13 protein-coding genes are annotated in these 13578 nt (G+C 61.0%); 10 read left to right on the top strand and 3 right to left on the bottom strand.

Translation table 11 applies throughout. From position 1 onward, the window contains the following. Positions 1–143 precede the first annotated feature (143 nt). The 7 genes from NCR98_RS16760 to NCR98_RS16730 all read left to right on the top strand — a co-directional run bounded on the left by NCR98_RS16760 (position 144) and on the right by NCR98_RS16730 (position 8973). Positions 144–1364 carry an ABC transporter substrate-binding protein gene (locus tag NCR98_RS16760; protein ID WP_404989441.1) on the top strand — a complete coding sequence of 407 codons (1221 nt, stop codon included), beginning with the start codon at positions 144–146 and terminating at the stop codon, positions 1362–1364. 90 nt (positions 1365–1454) lie between these two features. Further along, the gene (locus NCR98_RS16755; protein WP_250526729.1) at positions 1455–2327 is read left to right on the top strand and encodes a branched-chain amino acid ABC transporter permease; all 873 of its coding nucleotides are present in this window, start codon (positions 1455–1457) and stop codon (positions 2325–2327) included. Between the two features lie 10 nt (positions 2328–2337). Beyond that, the gene (locus tag NCR98_RS16750) at positions 2338–4281 is read left to right on the top strand and encodes a branched-chain amino acid ABC transporter ATP-binding protein/permease (RefSeq protein WP_250526728.1); all 1944 of its coding nucleotides are present in this window, start codon (positions 2338–2340) and stop codon (positions 4279–4281) included. A 51-nt stretch (positions 4282–4332) separates the two neighbouring features. Further along, a complete protein-coding gene (locus NCR98_RS16745) occupies positions 4333–5067 on the top strand; it encodes an ABC transporter ATP-binding protein (protein ID WP_250526727.1) in 735 nt (244 codons plus the stop codon). Between the two features lie 80 nt (positions 5068–5147). After that, positions 5148–5984 (top strand): shikimate dehydrogenase family protein, encoded by an 837-nt coding sequence (locus NCR98_RS16740; protein WP_244829643.1) that lies wholly within the window; start codon positions 5148–5150, stop codon positions 5982–5984. A gap of 68 nt (positions 5985–6052) precedes the next feature. Next, positions 6053–8059, top strand: coding sequence for an acyl CoA:acetate/3-ketoacid CoA transferase (locus tag NCR98_RS16735; RefSeq protein ID WP_250526726.1), 2007 nt, complete (start codon positions 6053–6055; stop codon positions 8057–8059). 257 nt (positions 8060–8316) lie between these two features. Next, a complete protein-coding gene (locus NCR98_RS16730) occupies positions 8317–8973 on the top strand; it encodes a peroxiredoxin (protein WP_244829646.1) in 657 nt (218 codons plus the stop codon). A gap of 59 nt (positions 8974–9032) precedes the next feature. Here NCR98_RS16730 and NCR98_RS16725 read toward each other — a convergent pair whose 3' ends face one another. After that, positions 9033–9506 (bottom strand): ferritin-like domain-containing protein, encoded by a 474-nt coding sequence (locus tag NCR98_RS16725; protein WP_244829647.1) that lies wholly within the window; start codon positions 9504–9506, stop codon positions 9033–9035. Positions 9507–9655: 149 nt separating this feature from the next. Beyond that, entirely contained in the window at positions 9656–10354 is a 699-nt protein-coding gene (locus NCR98_RS16720; protein ID WP_244829648.1) for a FadR/GntR family transcriptional regulator, read from the bottom strand. 474 nt (positions 10355–10828) lie between these two features. Here NCR98_RS16720 and NCR98_RS16715 point away from each other — a divergent pair, with 474 nt between their 5' ends. From NCR98_RS16715 to NCR98_RS16705, 3 genes are all read left to right on the top strand, one after another. Continuing rightward, entirely contained in the window at positions 10829–11722 is an 894-nt protein-coding gene (locus tag NCR98_RS16715) for a ketopantoate reductase family protein (RefSeq protein WP_250526725.1), read from the top strand. Positions 11723–11804: 82 nt separating this feature from the next. Next, the gene (locus NCR98_RS16710) at positions 11805–12143 is read left to right on the top strand and encodes a DUF4148 domain-containing protein (RefSeq protein ID WP_250526724.1); all 339 of its coding nucleotides are present in this window, start codon (positions 11805–11807) and stop codon (positions 12141–12143) included. A gap of 106 nt (positions 12144–12249) precedes the next feature. Then, positions 12250–12627 carry a DUF427 domain-containing protein gene (locus NCR98_RS16705; protein ID WP_250526723.1) on the top strand — a complete coding sequence of 126 codons (378 nt, stop codon included), beginning with the start codon at positions 12250–12252 and terminating at the stop codon, positions 12625–12627. A gap of 3 nt (positions 12628–12630) precedes the next feature. Here NCR98_RS16705 and NCR98_RS16700 read toward each other — a convergent pair whose 3' ends face one another. Beyond that, complete coding sequence (locus tag NCR98_RS16700; protein ID WP_250526722.1) at positions 12631–13524, bottom strand: LysR family transcriptional regulator ArgP; 894 nt, start codon at positions 13522–13524, stop codon at positions 12631–12633. Positions 13525–13578 lie beyond the last annotated feature (54 nt).

Here is a 13578-nt window from a genome sequence, read left to right as displayed (position 1 = left end):
TCTGATCCTTACAATTTTCTAATATCGATCACCGCATTCGTAAATTGCCGTTCGAGCGATGCACCGAAACGAACGAGCGGCGAGGGCATGCGCAAAGCCGACCTCATCACATAACGATTCAAGCGACGGAGACAGATATGGGCATGCAGATGAAGCGCATCGCAGGTGCGCTCGCGTTCGGCGTCTTTGCATTGAGCGCGAGCCTCGCGCAGGCCGCGGATCCGATCAAGATCGGCGTCGACGGTCCCTTTACCGGCGGTTCGTCCTCGATGGGCGTCTCCATGCGCGACGGCGTGCGTCTCGCCACTGCCGAGATCAACAAGTCGGGCGGCGTGCTGGGACGGCAGATCGTGCTCGTGGAACGCGACGACGAAGCGAAGAATGAACGCGGCGTGCAGATCGCGCAGGAACTCATCAACAAGGAGAAGGTGGTCGCGGTCGTGGGCTATATCAACACGGGCGTGGCGCTCGCCTCGCAACGCTTCTTCCAGGAAGCGAAGATTCCGGTCTTCAACAACGTGGCGACGGGCACGGTCGTGACGAAGCAATTCGACGATCAGCCCGACAACTACGTATTCCGCAACGCCGCCGCCGACCGCATCCAGGCGCCGATGATCGTCGAGGAAGCCATCACCAAGCGCGGCTTCAAGAAGGTCGCCATTCTCGCGGATTCGACCAACTACGGTCAGCTCGGCCGCGAGGATCTGGAAAAGGCGCTGTCGGCCAAGGGCGTGAAGCCCGTCGCGGTCGAGAAGTTCAACATCAAGGACGTCGATATGACGGCCCAGTTGCTCAAGGCGAAGGAAGCGGGCGCGGAAGCGGTGCTGACTTACGGTATCGGGCCGGAACTCGCGCAGATCGCGAACGGCATGGCCAAGCTCGGCTGGAAGGTGCCGCTCATCGGCAGCTGGACGCTTTCGATGGCCAATTACATCGACAACGCGGGTAACAACGGCGAAGGCGCGCGCATGCCGCAGACCTTCATCCAGGAAGCCAACACGCCCAAGCGCAAAACCTTCATCGACGCTTACGTGAAGGAGTTCAAGCCGAAGAGCGATCGTATCGATTCGCCGGTGTCGGCGGCGCAAGGCTACGACTCGATCTATCTGCTCGCGGCGGCCATCAAGCAAGCCGGCTCGACCGATGGTCCGAAGGTGAAGGAAGCGCTGGAAAACCTCACGACGAAGGTCGAAGGCGTGGTCATGGTCTACGACAAGCCCTTCACCAAGACCGATCACGAAGCGATCAGTTCGAACGTTCCGGTGATCGGCGAAGTGAAGGCCGGCCGCGTGATCTACGCCTACGACGCGGACAAGAAGGGCGGCAGCACGCTTCGCACCAAGCAGACGACGGCGTCGAACTAACGCCGTGCCGCCGCTGTTGTCTCTCCAGGGCCCGGTCGCAGATCGGGCTCTTTTTCAATCGAGCATCCCACGCCGCCCTGACGCCCGACGATGATCCTTCTCCAGCTCATATATAGCGGCATCGCGCTCGGCATGATCTACGCCGTCATCGCCTTCGGCTATCAACTGACGTTCGCCACTTCCGGCACGCTGAACTTCGGCCAGGGCGATGCTCTCATGCTCGGCGCGCTCGTCGGCCTCACGCTCGTTTCGGCGGGCGTGAACTACTGGCTCATGATCCCGGTCGTGTGTCTTTTCGGGCTCGTGCAGGGCGCGTTCGTGGAGCGCATCGGCGTGCGGCCCGCCATCAAGATCAAGTCGGAGTTCGGCTGGATCATGTCGACCATCGCGCTCGGCATCATCTTCAAGAACGTCGCGGAAAACGTCTGGGGCCGCGACGACCTGCGTTTTCCGTCGCCCTTGCCCGAAGCGCCGCTCAAGGTGTTCGGCGCAAACGTGTTGCCGATGGAACTGCTCGTGGTCGGCGGCGCGCTCGTGATGATGCTCGCGGTGGAGTTCTTCAACCGCAAGACGATCTTCGGCAAGGCCGTGGTCGCCACCGCGAACGATCGCGATGCGGCCGCGCTGATGGGCATCAACACGGGGCTCGTCATCACGTTCTCGTATGCGTTGTCGTCGCTGACGGCGGCGTTCGCAGGCGTGCTGATCGCGCCGCTCACACTTACCGGCGCGACCATGGGCGCGGTGCTCGGCCTCAAGGCGTTCGCTGTCGCGATCATCGGCGGCTTGTCGAGCGGCATGGGCATCATCGTCGGCGGAATGATCCTGGGTATAGCGGAGACGACGACGGGCTTCTATATCTCGACCGGCTACAAGGACGTGCCGGGACTCGTGCTGTTGCTGATCGTGCTTGCGGTGAAGCCTGCGGGCCTCTTCGGCAAGACCGCGATCAAGAAAGTCTGAGGCCGCCTACATGAAAGCAAAGAACATAGTCGCGGCGCTCGCAGGACTCGCCGCAGTCGCGATCTTTCCGGTGGTATCGGGCAATCCGTATTACATCCACCTCGTCGAAACCATCATGATCTACGCGATCCTTCTGTTCGGGCTCGATATCGTGGTGGGTTACACGGGGCAAGTGTCGCTTGGCCATGCGGGGCTCTTCGGCGTGGGCGCTTATACGGCAGGCGTGCTTTTCATCAAGCTCGGCTTGCCGTTCTATCTGACCGCGCCGCTTGCCATCGTGGTGACGGCGGCTTTCGGCGCAATATTGGCGTTGCCCGCGTTGCGCGTGTCGGGTCCGTACCTCGCCATGGTGACGCTCGCGTTCGGCACCATCATCCAAATTCTTATCAACGAGATGGACTTCCTCACCAATGGTCCGATGGGTCTCAAGATTCCCAAGCCGACCATTGCCGGTCACAAGCTCGACGAAATCCAGTACTACTGGCTCGTGGCGGCACTGTTGGTGGTGTCGCTGATCGTGGTGCATCGCGTGCTCAAGTCGCATCTCGGGCGCGCCTTCGAAGCCTTGCGCGATAGCCCCATTGCGTCGGATTGCATGGGCGTGTCGGTGTATCGGCACAAGGTCTATGCGTTCGTCATCAGCGCGGGATTCGCGGGGCTCGCGGGCTGTCTCTACTCGTACTCCGAGCAGTACATCTCGCCGAACACGTATAACTTCGAGCTGACCATTCTGTTCCTGCTCGCCATCATCATGGGCGGGCGCAAGACACGCACGGGCGCGATCATCGGTTCGACGGTGATCGTGCTGTTGCCGAAGCTGCTCGACGACATCTCCAACTTTCGCGTCGTGGCAACCGCGCTTGCGGTGCTCGTCGTTGCGGGCGCGGCGCTCGCCCTGGCTCGCAAAACCACGACGCTGCAACGCGTGGCGATTCCCGTCATCGGCACAGCCGGTCTTGCGGCGTTTTCCTTCTGGATAGAAGCGCTCACCGACTGGCGTCTCACCATCTTCGGCCTGATGATTCTGCTCGTCGTGTATTACCTGCAAGATGGCATTGTCGGCTTCGTGCGCAAGACGCTCAATTTGGGCCGCGTGCGCGTGACGAAGGTCGACACGCAGGAACTGGCGATGCAGACCCAGCGGGACGACGCCGTCGCCGCCGTCACGACCGAAGGAGCAAGCACCATTCTCGACGTGCGCGGCGTGCTCATGCAATTCAGCGGTCTCAAGGCGCTCAACGATGTGAACATGACGGTCAGGCGCGGCACCATCCATGGCCTGATCGGTCCGAACGGTTCGGGCAAGAGCACGATGATGAACGTGCTCACGGGCATCTACGTGCCGACTGCGGGTGCAATCGAGTATCGAGGCGAGTCGCTCGCGGGACGCACGTCGTCGAAGATCGCGCTGTCGGGCATCGCGCGGACCTTTCAGAACGTGCAGCTCTTCGGCGAGATGACGGCGCTGGAGAATGTGCTCGTCGGCCTGCATCACACCTTCCGTTCGAACTTCGCGGATGTGGGTTTGATGAGTGCGCGCTACAAGCGTGAAGAACGCGCGGCGCGCGAACGGGCGTTCAATATGCTGCGCTTCGTCGGACTCGAACATGCAGCGGCCGAGGAAGCGCGCAATCTTCCATACGGCAAGCAGCGTCTGCTTGAAATAGCCCGCGCGCTCGCGCTCGATCCACAACTGCTGCTGCTCGATGAACCCGCTGCGGGCCTGACCGCGCCGGATATCCGCGAACTGGTCGCGATCATTCGCAAGGTGCGGCATCACGGCATTACCGTGGTGCTCATCGAGCATCATATGGATGTGGTCATGAGTGTTTGCGACACGGTTTCGGTGCTGGATTTCGGGCAGAAGATCGCGGAGGGCAAGCCCGCCGAAATACAGGCCAACGAGAAGGTGATCGAGGCTTACCTCGGCGGACAAGCGGCGGAAGCCGTCTGAACGCAACGCGCCAATCACGCCAAACCGATCAATCCGACGAAGCGACACGCGATGCTGACAATCAAGAATCTCCACGCAGGCTACGGCAAGGTCAAAGTGCTGCACGGCATCAGCCTGGATGTCCCGAAGGCGAGAGTCGTCACGCTGATAGGCTCGAACGGCGCGGGCAAGACGACGACCATGCGCGCCATCTCCGGCATGATCCGGCCGACGGAAGGCGAGATCACCATGGGCATCGGCAGCGACGCGAAGCGCATCGACGCCATGGATTCGCACAAGATCGCGCGCCTCGGCCTCGCTCATTCGCCGGAGGGAAGACGCGTTTTCGCGACCATGTCGGTCACGGACAATCTGCTGCTCGGCGCGTTTCCGCGCTTGACTTGGGCGCGTCCGAAAGGCGACGTGGCCGCCGATCTCGAACGCGCCATCGAACTGTTTCCGCGCCTGAAGGAGCGCCGCAATCAGCTGGCGGGCACGCTTTCGGGCGGGGAACAGCAAATGCTCGCGATGGCCCGCGCCATCATGCTGAACCCCGACCTCGTGTTGCTCGATGAACCTTCGATGGGCCTTGCGCCCATTCTCGTCGATGAAGTCTTCCGCATCATCGCGCGCCTGAAAGACGAGGGCGTGACCATGCTGCTCGTCGAACAGTTCGCCGCCGCCGCGCTCAACGTGGCGGACTACGGCTACGTGCTCGAGAACGGCCGCGTCGCCACGCACGGCCCCGCCGAGCAATTGAAGAACGATCCTTCGGTCAAGGCGGCCTATCTCGGCGCGAGCCATTAAAGAACCGCGGGCGGGCAAGTCGCACTATCATGGAGGCGTCGCGCGCACCGTTGCGCGCTCATCTTCGAAGGAGCGTCGCCATGATCAGCGGCAAGACCACCGTAATTGCCCATCTCGGCTTTCCGACCGAAGCGTTCAAGGCGCCGATGATCTACAACCCCTGGTTCGACAAACAGGGCATCGATGCCGTGGTCGTCCCCATGGGCGTGAAACCGGAAGATTATGTCGCTTTCGTGCCGCAGTTGTTCAAGCTGACCAACCTGCGCGGCGCGCTCGTCACCATGCCGCACAAGATCACGACCGTCGGCCTGATGGACGAAGTGAGCCCCACCGCGCGCATTGCGGGCGCATGCAACGCCATCCTCAAACGCGAAGACGGCACGCTGCTCGGCGACCAGTTCGATGGCGCCGGCTTCGTGCGCGGCGTCGAACGCAAGGGCCGCGCGTTGAAGGGCGCGCGCGTTCTGGTGCTGGGCAGCGGCGGCGTGGGCTCGCCGATTGCGGCTTCTCTCGCGGCGGCGGGCGTGGCGGAACTCGCCATCTTCGACACCAACACCGCTTCGGTCGAAGGGCTCGCCGGGCGTTTGCGCGATCACTATCCGGAACTCATCGTGCGTACGGACACGAGAGATCCTGCAGGCTTCGACGTCATCGTCAACGCAACGCCGCTCGGCATGAAGGAGAGCGATCCGTTGCCGTTCGATATCGATCGCATCGCGCCCACGACCTTTGTCGGCGAAGTGGTGATGAAGTCGGAGTACACGCCGCTCTTGCGCGCGGCCAAGGACAAGGGCTGCTCGGTGCAGGTCGGCACCGACATGCTGTTCGAGATGATCCCGGCGTACCTGGAATTCTTCGGCTATGGCACGGCGACCGCCGACGAATTGCGTGCCGTAGCCCAGATCAAGTACGCTTAGACGCAGAAGACGAGCGCGCGCGCGCGAACACTGACGCGCGCCGGGAAAGACTCAAGCGAGGAGACGCCATGACCGCCAGCAGCGCACCGACACGCCATCCGTTTCCCTCGTCCACGCGGCTTGTCGAGCGCGGCAAGATCGTCACCGCGCGCGAGGCCGTGCGCCTGATTCATGCGGGCGACACCATCGCGACGAGCGGCTTTGTCGGTATCGGCTTCGCGGAGGAAGTGGCGATTGCGCTCGAAGCGCGCTTTCTCGAAGACCACGCCGAAGGCAGCGAACCGGTTGCCGATCTCACGCTCGTGTATGCCGCAGGTCAGGGCGATGGCCGTGGCAAGGGCCTCAATCATCTCGCGCACGAAGGGCTCGTCAAGCGCGTGATCGGCGGTCACTGGGGACTCGTGCCGGGGTTGCAGAAGCTCGCCATCGATAACCGCATCGAAGCTTACAATCTGCCGCAGGGCGTGATTTCACAGCTCTTTCGCGACATTGCCGCGCATCGGCCGGGGCAACTCTCCACGGTCGGCCTCGGCACTTTCGTCGATCCGCGCAATGGCGGCGGCAAGCTCAACGCGCGCACCACGGAAGATATCGTGCGCGTCATGTCGATCGACGGCGCGGAGTATCTGTATTACAAGACCTTCCCGATCGATGTCGCCATCGTGCGCGGCACCACCGCCGATCTCAACGGCAACGTAACGATGGAAAAGGAAGCGCTCACGCTCGAAGCGCTCAGCATTGCGATGGCCGCGCGCAACTCTGGCGGTATCGTGATCGCACAGGTCGAGCGGCTCGCGGAGTCCAATACCCTCAACTCGCGGCAGGTGAAGATTCCCGGCGTCATGGTCGATTGCGTGGTGGTGGCGAGTTCCGACAATCACTGGCAGACCTTCGGCGAGCCTTATAGCGCGGCTTATTCGAGCGAACTGCGGGTTGCGGCAAGTTCGGTTGCACCCATGACGCTGACCGAGCGCAAGATCATCGCGCGGCGCGCCGCGTTCGAATTGATGGCCAATAGCGTGGTGAATCTCGGCATCGGCATGCCGGAGGGCATTGCAAGCGTGGCGAACGAAGAGCGGGTCATCGACCTCTTCACGATGACGACCGAACCCGGCGTCATCGGCGGCATTCCCGCGGGCGGACTCAATTTCGGCGCGGCGACCAATACGCAGGCAATCATCGATCAGCCGTATCAATTCGACTTCTACGATGGCGGCGGACTCGATATCGCCTTCCTCGGCCTTGCGCAGGCGGACCGCGACGGCAATCTGAACGTGAGCAAGTTCGGGCCGAAACTCGCCGGCGCGGGCGGCTTCATCAACATCAGCCAGGCGGCGAAGAAAGTCGTGTTCGTCGGCACGTTCAACGCAGGCAAGCTCGATGTCGGCTTGGAAGACGGCAAGCTCGTGATTCGCCGCGAAGGCGATTGCCGCAAGTTCGTCGATGCCGTGGAGCATCGCACGTTCAGCGGCCGGTATGCGTTCGAGCGCGGGCAGACGGTGCTGTATATCACCGAGCGCTGCGTGTTCGAATTGACGCAAGACGGGCTCGCGCTGATCGAAGTGGCGCCCGGTGTAGATATCGAGCGGGACATCGTTGCGCAGATGGGTTTTACGCCGGTGATCGACGCGCCGCCGCGCCTCATGGACGAACGCATTTTCCGCGATACGCCCATGGGATTGCGCGATACGCTGCTCGGTCTGAACCTCGCGGAGCGCTTCAGCTACGACGCGCGCAAGAACCTGTTCTTCATCAATTTCGAGGGGCACGAAGTGAAGAATCTTGGCGATGTCGAAGCTATTCGCCGCGAAGTTGCCAAGCAACTGGCGAACGCAAAGGTGCGCCCACATGCGATCGTCAACTACGACAATTTCTCGATTCGCCCCGATATGCTCGATGCCTATTCGGAGATGGTGACGAAACTCGTGGGCGACCACTACGACGGCGTCACGCGCTATACCACGAGCAGTTTCCTGCGCATGAAACTCGGCGATGCGCTCAAGCGTCGCGGCGTCGCGCCTTATATCTACGAAAGCGCCGAGGAGGCGCGCGATCACGAAAGCCGCCAGGCTTGAAGCGGTTATTAGCTTATATCGTCTCGCGATAAACACTTAAGGAACGCACGTTCGCCGTTCGATTGGAACGCCTTTGCTCGCGCACAGATAACCAAAGCTTGAAAACGTCGATGAGCGACCATCGGCCGCCGCGCGAGGAGAATCGCAAGCACACTATAATCATCGAGTGAATTGCGCATTCGTATCGAAAGCCGTTTCGTCACGGTCATCACGACGAGCGAGGCGCGCTTCGAATTACTTCAACACGGAGATCAAACATGTCCATCCGCATTGGCGACGAAGCCCCCGACTTCACCGCGGAAACCACCCAAGGCACGATTCATTTCCATGAATGGATTGGTGACAAGTGGGCTATTCTGTTCTCGCATCCGAAGGACTTCACGCCTGTCTGCACCACCGAGCTCGGCTACATGGCAAAGCTCAAGCCCGAGTTCGACAAGCGCAACACCAAGGTCATCGGCCTTTCCATCGACCCGGTAACGAACCATTCGCAATGGGCGAAGGACATCGAGGAAACGCAGGGCACGGCCGTCAACTATCCGATGATCGGCGACGCGGACCTGAATGTCGCGAAGCTTTACGACATGATTCATCCGAACGCGAGCGGCGGTGGCCCGCGCACCGCGGTCGATAACGCGACCATTCGCGCGGTGTTTCTAATCGGTCCGGACAAGAAGATCAAGGCAACCTTTACGTACCCGATGAGCGCGGGACGCAACTTCGACGAAGTGCTGCGCCTGCTCGACGCACTGCAACTCAACGCGAAGCACACGGTCGCCACGCCGGTGAACTGGAAACCGGGCGAAGACGTGATCATCCCGACTTCCGTGTCGGACGATGACGCCAAGAAAAAGTATCCGGAAGGCTTCAAAACGCTCAAGCCATATCTGCGCACGGTCGCGCAGCCGAAATAAGCACACGAGCCGACACCGCGCTGGCTGCATGCATGTGGATGCGGCCGGCGCGTTTTCTTTTATGCGTGTCCCGTTCGCCGTTCGGGCGCGGTATCCACTTCACCGGGACGGCGCAACATCTTGTCCACTTCCCCGGCGTGCAGTTCCTCGGTTTGAATCATCTGTCGCGCATATTCTTCGAGCGCGACCGACCGACCTTCCACGATCTTCAGCAGATCGCGATACAGATCCAGCGCGAGTTTTTCCGATTGCAGCGATTCGCGCAGAATGGTCGCGATATCGAACGTATGGTTGTCGAGCAACGGACCGATTTCAAGCGACGGATAGGCCCCGAGCGTGGTGATCCATTCGCCCGCCTGATGCGCATGCAGTAACGATTCGTCCGCCTGTTCGCGCAGCCACGAGACGATCGGTATCCGGCCGAAGCCGAAGACCAGGAAGGAGTAGTGGGTGTATCGCACGACGCCCGCCAGTTCGGATTCGAGAATCCGGTTGAGCACGCCGACGACTGCTTCCTTATCGAGTTCCGCCATGTTTGCCTCCGTGTTTCCAGTATGGAACGCTCAGCGTGAAAAGGGCATTCACCCATTGTAGTCACGCCGACGCCGTATGTAAGCCGCACGAATCGCGCGCAAGATACGGTCCACGGGAAGGCAACGGCTTTCGAACTTCCTGCTATGCCTCAGACGGTCTCTTCCAGCCAGACCGACGCCGCACGCGAAAGCACCTGCGACATGGCGGAGCGCGCGCCTTCGCCATCGACGGTCTCGATGGCACGCACGACCTTGCCATAATCGCCGAGTTGCGCATCGGTGGAGACAGTCTGCGTGCGAACGGTTGCCTTCATCGCACGGATGCCGACGCGCACCACGCAACCCATTTGCTGCAGCAGTTCGTCGCCGCTCGCTTCGATGATGGCGGCTTGCAACGCTTCTTCAGCGGAAGATTGCAGGCTTTCCGAAGGGCCTGCATGGACGAGCCGCTGAAAGGCCGCGTTGATGCCAATACGCTGATGCCGGTTCGCGCGTATGGCGGCGAGCGCGGCAGCGGGCGGATCGACGAGTGCGCGAAACTCGATCAGACGGCGCATGCATTCCTGATCGGGCATGGCGCGCAAACGCCAGTCGGCGACTTCTTCATCGAACACGAGCCATTCTTTCGCGGGCTTGATACGCGTGCCGGTCTTGGGCCGCACATCGAGCATGCGTCGCGAGATCAGAATGCTGAGCGCCTCGCGCATGATGGTCCGGCTTACCCCGTGCTTCTTCGAAAGAATCACTTGCGGAGGCAATACGTTGTCCTTGTATTCCCCGCTGACGATGCTCGCGACAAGCTGATTCACCACGCGCTTGACGAGCGATGTTTCATATCCATGATTCATGTTTTTGTTCTCGTGAAAACGCCCAAGCCTCTGCCGCGCCTCGCCCGTCGCCGAGCGGCTTGCCGCTTTGCTTTTTGTTTCTGCTCTCGGTACCACTCTTCGTTGGGTGAGCACGGCTTCTTCGCCGCAACCTGGTCTCCCCGTTATCAGCCATCCCGTAGCGGTCGTCCTTTTATGAACAGCATCGTCGATCCGCTTGACGGAGCGTATCTCCCGCACGTACGTTTTAACAATATGGTTCATCACGAAAACGACTGACTATAGTGCGTCCGCACACAGTGTTTTTCGCGCAAGCGTTTGCGAGGAACAGCGTGTAGGCAAGCTCGATGCGGTCTGCGAAGCATTCGAGTGGCTTGCCGCCATGTATCGACCTGGAACGCCAACGCTTGCCGATGTGTTATTTTCCGAACCGATAGACGCTGCATTTGCTCGGCGTCACCGGTCAACGACAACGCAACAAAGCGAGGAAAGGACATGAAAGTAGCCGTCATGGGCGCAGGCGCAGTGGGCTGCTATTACGGCGGCATGCTCGCGCGCGCGGGTCATGAGGTCGTGCTGATCGCGCGGCCGCAGCACGTCGAGGCCATTACGCGCGATGGTCTGCGTCTCGAAACACAAACCTTCGATGAACGTGTGCAGATTGCGGCAAGCACCGAAGCGAGCGCAGTGCGAGGAGCGAAGCTCGTGCTGTTCTGCGTGAAGTCCACCGATACCGAAAGCGCCGCCGCGTTACTCAAACCGCATCTCGAACGCGATGCGCTGGTTTTGTCGCTGCAAAACGGCGTCGAGAACGCCGAGCGCTTGCGTGAGTATGTGCCGCAAGAAGTGGCGGCGGCCGTGGTCTATGTCGCGTCCGAAATGGCAGGGCCAGGACATATGAAGCACCACGGGCGTGGTGAACTGGTGATCGAGCCATCAAGTTCGAGCGAAGAAGTCGCGCACGCCTTCGTGGCCGCTGGCGTGCCCACCGACATCTCCGACAACGTGCGCGGCGCGCTGTGGGTCAAACTCGTCTTGAACTGCACCTACAATGCGCTTTCAGCGCTTTCGCAATTGCCTTATGGACGCATTGTGAAGGGCGAGGGCGTGACGCGCGTCATGCGCGATATCGTCGATGAATGCACGGCCGTCGCTCGTGCCGAAGGCGTGACCTTACCTGGCGATGTGGATGCGGCCGTGCGCCGTATCGCGGAGACCATGCCGAACCAGTTTTCGTCGACGGCTCAGGACGTGATGCGTGGCAAGCGCAGCGAGATCGACCATCTGAACGGGTTGATCGTGCGACGTGGCGATGCGCTCGGTGTGGCGACGCCGGCTAATCGCATGCTGCATGTCTTGGTGAAGCTCGTGGAGAGCAAGGCAGATTGAATGCCGAAGGGAGCCAGGCACGCCTGATGCTCAAATGTAGCAGGCGCAGAACTGTCAGCGCTACAACTCCCGGAGGTTCACCATGAAGTCGATCATCAAAGTCGTGGCCGTTGCTGCCGTTGTGGTGGCGCCGGTTCTCTCGTTCGCTCAATCGGACACCAATTCGGCCGTGACGCGCTCGCAAGTCAAGCAAGACCTGCAGCAGGTCGAAGCGGCGGGCTATAACCCCGCAGCCGGCGACCGCACGACGTATCCGGCCGATGTACAGGCCGCCGAAGGCCGCGCCGCGCGCCAGAATGGTGCAGCGTCGACCAACGATAGCGCTTATGGCGGCTCGGATTACTACCGTGCATCCACCGGCTCGCGCGCCATGCCGCCCGTAAATAACGACGGCTCCAAGCCGACCTATTTCGGCCACTAAGCGATGCTCGCGGTAGCGCTCTAACGGCGCTACCGCCGTCCGTTTCTGCGCGGTTCATACAACCGCGCTACCATGACTTTCTCCTCGAAAACGGCAGGAAGAAGCCATGGAACGCACCGTTAAGATTCCCGGTCCCGATCATCCGATTACTGTCCAGCCCAGTCCTGCGCATGTCGTTGTGAAGGCGGGCGGCCGCGTAATCGCCGATACCAGCAAAGCGCTATCCTTGCGCGAAGCCTCATATGGTGAAGTGCTTTATCTGCCACGCGATGACGCCGACATGTCGCAACTCACGCGCACTTCACACGAGACGTACTGTCCTTACAAAGGCGTTTGCAGCTACTACAGCATCACGAGCGTGGGCGAAAAAGGCGTCAACGCCGTTTGGACCTACGAGCAACCCTACGATGCCGTCGCCGGTATCAAGGACCATCTCGCGTTCTATCCCGACCGTGTCGATTCCATCGAAAAGAAGGGCGCTTAAGACTCAACTCAGCGACGACTTCGCCCGGGCGCGTAGCTCGGCGGTGAAGTCGTCGAGCCAGCCTAAGGCCAAGCGCCAGCTTTGCCAGTAAAGATCGGTATCGAGTCGCGTCCCCGGCAATAGCTCGACCAGTTCGCCACTTTCGAGCCGCGACTCGACCAGCCGCTGCGGGCACATGCCCCATGCAAGTCCGGACGTGCACGCGCGCAGGAAACCTTCGCCGTGCGGAACGAAATGCGCGGGCGGTGCAATATCGGCACGAACAACGCGGCGAACAAAGCGCTTTTGCAATTCGTCCTTCTCGTTGAAATTCACACACGGCGCGCGACGCAATGCCTCGCGTGTCAGTCCTTCCGCGAAATAGCGCTTGAAATAACCGGGCGAACACACCGCTCGATAACGCATGCGACCAAGCTTGACCGACCGCCAGCCCGGTGCGGCATCGGCTTGCGTGGTGACGGCGCCTTGTACATCGCCCGCACGGATACGCTCTGCGGTGTGATCCTGATCGTCCACGACCACATCGAGCAACAGCGCACGTTCGATGCAGAAGTCAGCGGTGGCGTCGATGAACCATGTGCTCATGCTGTCGTCGTTCACCGCGATGCGCAGCCTGGCGCGGCTCCCGCTCGTCGTGCCGGGTAGTGTGGGCATGCGACCGCCCAGTTCGGCTTCGAGCAATTGCACGCGTTCGGTATGGCGGCACAATAGCGCGCCTGAGGAGGTTGCCTCGCACGGCTGTCCGCGTCGCACGAGCAGGCTGCCCACGCGTTCTTCCAGTAACTTCACGCGCTGCGAGACGGCCGAAGGCGTGACGCTCAATAACGCTGCCGCGCGCTCGAACGAACCGGTGCGAACGACCGCGAGCAAGGCATCGAGCGAGGCGTAGTCGAGCATTAGCGTTCCTTAATCTAACTTAGAAAGATTAGCTGGCTTCATGGGCCTTTACTG

It is taken from the genome of Caballeronia sp. GAWG2-1, assembly GCF_023631405.1.
In the GTDB taxonomy this organism is placed as follows: Bacteria; Pseudomonadota; Gammaproteobacteria; order Burkholderiales; family Burkholderiaceae; genus Caballeronia.
The sequence above is the reverse complement of the archived record's forward strand: the minus strand, read 5'-3'. Positions and strand labels throughout refer to the sequence as shown.